General features: G+C 70.2%; 3 protein-coding genes and 2 pseudogenes. 2 read left to right on the top strand and 3 right to left on the bottom strand.

Annotated elements, in window-relative coordinates; all coding sequences use genetic code 11:
- Positions 1-196: pseudogene (locus tag QOL99_RS15660) on the top strand (nucleoside triphosphate hydrolase); the annotation flags it as partial.
- A gap of 151 nt (positions 197-347) precedes the next feature.
- Complete coding sequence (locus QOL99_RS15655; protein WP_285525185.1) at positions 348-923, top strand: NUDIX hydrolase; 576 nt, start codon at positions 348-350, stop codon at positions 921-923.
- A gap of 64 nt (positions 924-987) precedes the next feature.
- Here the strand turns inward: QOL99_RS15655 and QOL99_RS15650 are convergent, their stop codons facing one another.
- From QOL99_RS15650 to QOL99_RS15640, 3 genes and pseudogenes are all read right to left on the bottom strand, one after another.
- Positions 988-2,013, bottom strand: a complete 1,026-nt coding sequence (locus QOL99_RS15650; protein ID WP_285525183.1) for a PEGA domain-containing protein — start codon at positions 2,011-2,013, stop codon at positions 988-990.
- Between the two features lie 147 nt (positions 2,014-2,160).
- Entirely contained in the window at positions 2,161-3,330 is a 1,170-nt protein-coding gene (locus QOL99_RS15645) for an ABC transporter permease (RefSeq protein ID WP_285525182.1), read from the bottom strand.
- Between the two features lie 156 nt (positions 3,331-3,486).
- Positions 3,487-3,923 (bottom strand): annotated as a pseudogene (locus QOL99_RS15640) (3D domain-containing protein); the annotation flags it as partial.

The raw sequence follows: 3,923 nt of genomic DNA, 5'->3' as shown, positions 1-3,923 counted from the left end.
CGCGGGGGACAGGAAGGGAGGACGCGGGGAGGTTCAGGCCGCTCTGGACCGGGCGCCCGACTCTGCAGACGGGGTGGCCGAGGTCCTGGCCGCCGCCGTCGCCTGGGCCCGCTCGCTGGGCGTGGACGCGGAGGTGGCCCTGCGCGACCACACCCAGGCGCGGCTGCTGGCCCTGCCCGACCCGGAGGAAGGGTGATACGGCTTCCGACTGAACAGGTCCAACCACTGTTCAATCCGAGCAGACTCGTCAAGCGGCGAAGCAGAGCGAGCAGGGAAAAACGGTGGCCGAGCAAGGAGTGCCCAAATCCGCGCTTTTCCGGTTTGAGAACGGATGGGACGGGGACTGTATGAGCGAGGCCCCCGATCCCCTGGACGCGGTGCTGGAAGACCCCTGGGCGGTGTGGGTGGGGGAGCGCACGCGCCAGCGGCTGCACCTGCCCGACTTTCGCCGCGCCGCCGTGCTGGTCGGGCTGACCCGCGAGCCCGATCCCCGCGTGCTGCTCACGGTGAGATCGGCTGACCTGCCCACCCACCGGGGCCAGATCAGCTTTCCGGGCGGCAGCCTCGACCCCGGCGAGACCCCGGTGCAGGCGGCCCTGCGCGAGGCCGACGAGGAGGTGGGCCTCTCCCCCACCGACGTGACCGTGCTGGGCGAACTCGACGACGTGTTCACGCCGGTCGGCTTTCATGTCACGCCGGTGCTGGCCCGTATTCCAGCCCAGCCGAGGCTGACCCTGAATGCCGAGGTGGCCGAGCTGCTGCTGCCCACCCTGGGCGAGCTGCGGGCTGCCCCCCTGGTCCGCGAGACGCGCACCCTGCCCGGCGGGGAGCGGGTGCCGCTCTACCGCTACCCCTGGCACGGCCACGACATCTGGGGGATGACGGCGCGGGTGCTGCACGACCTGCTGGGCGAGGGACCGTAGGGCAAGGCGGCACACCAAAACCCCCACCGACGCGGGTGGGGGTCTGGGCTGGTCCCTCGCGGCCTTAGCGGGCAGGGGTGATGGTGATCTGGGCGTTGCGGGTGACGTTGTAGGTGTTCACGAAGGTGCGGAAGCCGGGGGCGATCAGCACGACCTCGTGGCTGCCACGCGCCACCGACACGCTCAGGCCGCCGTTCCGGATGGTGCCCACCTCGCGGCCGTCCACGAACACGCGGGCGTTCGCCACGTTGCTGCGGATCGACAGGGTGAACTGGTTGACGATGGGCGCGGGCGCCGGGGTCACGGCCTGGGCGAAGTCCACGTTCAGGTTGGTGGTCACGCCCGCCCGCACCGTGATGGTGGTGGTGAAGTCACGGTAGCCCGGAGCCTGCACGCGCACCGGGTAGGTGCCGGGGCGGATGCTGCTGAAGGTGGTGTTGGCCGAGCCGAGACGCTGGCCGTTGAGGGTCACGGTCGCGTTGGAGACGTTGGTGCCCACGAACAGGCTGCCCGTCTGCACCGGGGTCTGACCGACGACCGAGAAAAAGGCCGTGTCGGTGACCCAGCTGTTCTGGGGAATGGGGTTGACCACGATGCTCAGGGCCTGCGCGAGCTGGTTCTGCCCACGGGCGCTCACGGTGGCGAACTGGTCCTGCTGGCTGCGGAAGGAGCTGATCTGGTCGAGGTTCAGCTGGGTCAGGCTCGCCAGGGCCAGCACCTTGTTCAGACCGAGGTCTTCACCGACGGTGAAGGTGAAGTTCGCGCCCGCCCGGGGAAAGGTGACGGTCGTGTTGGCCTTGACGAAGTTCTCGCCGCCGAGGCGGTTGGGGAGAATCTGGGTGACCTCGCCGTTGGCGTCCACGTTAAACAGGTAGACGTAGGCGTCGCGGTTCACGCTGGTCGAGATGGAGATGTTCTCGCCCACCCGGTAGGTGGGGTTGGCATTTCCGGTCGTGTCCTTGTTCACACGCACGCTCACCGAGAGGGCAGGCTGCGTCGGGTTGACAATGATGCTCTGGGCGCTGATCTTGGGAGCGGCAGCCGCCGTGCTGAGGAGCATCGCGGCGGGAATCATCAGAAGCTTGTTCATGGGTGTACCTCCGAGAAGCAGGCTACGGGGGGCTCCATGACGGGCCATGAGCGGGCATGCCCCGAAGCTTAATGGTGCTTCAGCCCACGGTCAGCTTGTGCGGGGGCGGTGCAGGCGGCATTTTCCCGCGTGGCCTGGCCCCCACCGTCAGCGGATGATCCGCGCGGGCTCCACACCCGCCGCCCGCCGGGCCGGAATCAAGGCGGCGAGCAGGGTGGTGCCCAGTCCCACGGCGTTGACCCACAGCAGATCGGTGGGGCGCACCTCGACCGGCAGCGCCGTGATGAAGTACAGGTCGCCCGGCAACGCAAAGGGCCGCACGGTGAAATACAGGCTGATGCCCAGACCCAGCAGGTTGCCCAGCAGCAGCCCCCCCAGCCCCAGCACCGCTCCCTCGATCAGAAAGACCCGCGTGATCAGCCCCCGCGTGGCCCCGATGGCCCGCAGGATGGCGATCTCCTGGGTCTTCTCGAAGACGGCCAGGGTCAGCACGTTGGCGATGCCGAAGGCGGCCACAATCACGATCAGGAACACCACGAAGGCGATCACCCGCTTTTGCAGGGCGAGCTGGTCGAGCAGCGTGCCGTACAGGTCCTGCCAGGGCAGGGGCGCGTAGGGCCGCAGCCGGGTCAGGTCCTGCCCCACCTCGCGGGCGAGGTCAGGGTCGTGCAGGCGAATCTGGTAGCCCGTGACGTTGTCCGTGCTCTGCAGGGTCTGCAAGGTTCCCAGACTGGTAAAGGCGTAGCCCGAGTCGATCAGGTAGTTGCCGCTGCTGAACACCCCGGCCACCCGCAGGGACGCCCGGCGCTGGGTGCTGTTGAGCAGCCGCACCTCGTCGCCGGTAAAGGCCCCCACGCTGCGGGCCAGGGCCTCGCCCAGCAGGATCTCGCCCGGACCCAGCTCCCGCAGGAGCCGCGCTTCCTCGGGGCGCAGGTCCAGCACCTCGGCCGCCGCCGGGGTCACGCCGAAGAGGGTGGCGAAATCCACCCCCGCCGCGCGGCCCTCCCCGGCGGGGCGGGTCAGTAGCCCCTTGTCGCCCACAAAGGGCACGGAGGCGGCGACACGTGGGTCCGAGCGCACCTCGGCCTCCAGCCCCGCGTCCCGGCCCGAGGGGGCGTAGGCGGTCAGGCTGAGGTGGGGGCTGGCCCGCAGGGTGGCGTCGATCAGCGCACGGGTAAAGCCGTTGGTGAGGCTCAGGGCAGCGATCAGCACCATCACGCCCACCGCGATGCCCAGCACCGTCAGCACGTTCTGGGTGCGCCGCCGCGCGAGGTGCGCCCGCGCGACTGTCCAGGCGAGGTCCGGGGCGCGGCTCATGGCAAGGTCAGCGGGAACGGGGGGCAGGGGGGGGTCCGGGTCACGTCTGGGGACGATAGCAGTTCCGGCCAGGGCGCCCCGTCACGGCGAGGGGCGCGGAGCGCCTCCGGAGAGACGGCCGCGCCCTGGGGAGCGAGATGCGGGGGGAGACAGGACTCAGCGAACGGCGGTGATGCGGACCTGCCGCGCCCCGAACTGCAGGGCCTGACTGCGGGTGCCCATCCAGATATCGATGCTGTTCGTCTTGCGGGCGGCCATCGTGTCCTCGACGTAGAAGACCCGGCCCCGCAGCAGGTGGTTGTACTTCCCGCTGAGGTCCTCGACCGTGATGCGGCTGCCGTAGGGGAAGACCCGCAGCAGGTCGCGGCTGAGGGCCACGACGCCGGGCCGGGTGCGCGTGCCCGTCGCCGTGATGAAGGGGGTGGAGTCAGTCTGCGCCGCGAGACTGTTGTAGGCCGTGGCCCGCGCGATCACGCTGCGGCCCGTGCGGGCGCCCTGGGCCAGGACCGTCTGCGCCTGCTCGATGGTCTGGGCGCGGGTCTGGGCGGCCTGAGCGGGGGTGGCCTGAGGGCGAACGACCGGCGCGGCGAGCG

This window comes from Deinococcus rhizophilus (assembly GCF_030271215.1).
GTDB lineage: Bacteria > Deinococcota > Deinococci > Deinococcales > Deinococcaceae > Deinococcus > Deinococcus rhizophilus.
This window is presented reverse-complemented; position numbering and strand designations above follow the sequence as displayed.

Bases quoted from the DNA above. Each gene is read 5' to 3' on its own strand.
- QOL99_RS15650 (WP_285525183.1), bottom strand. From the start codon at position 2,013: ATGAACAAGCTTCTGATGATTCCCGCCGCGATGCTCCTCAGCACGGCG.
- QOL99_RS15655 (WP_285525185.1), top strand. From the start codon at position 348: ATGAGCGAGGCCCCCGATCCCCTGGACGCGGTGCTGGAAGACCCCTGG.
- QOL99_RS15645 (WP_285525182.1), bottom strand. From the start codon at position 3,330: ATGAGCCGCGCCCCGGACCTCGCCTGGACAGTCGCGCGGGCGCACCTC.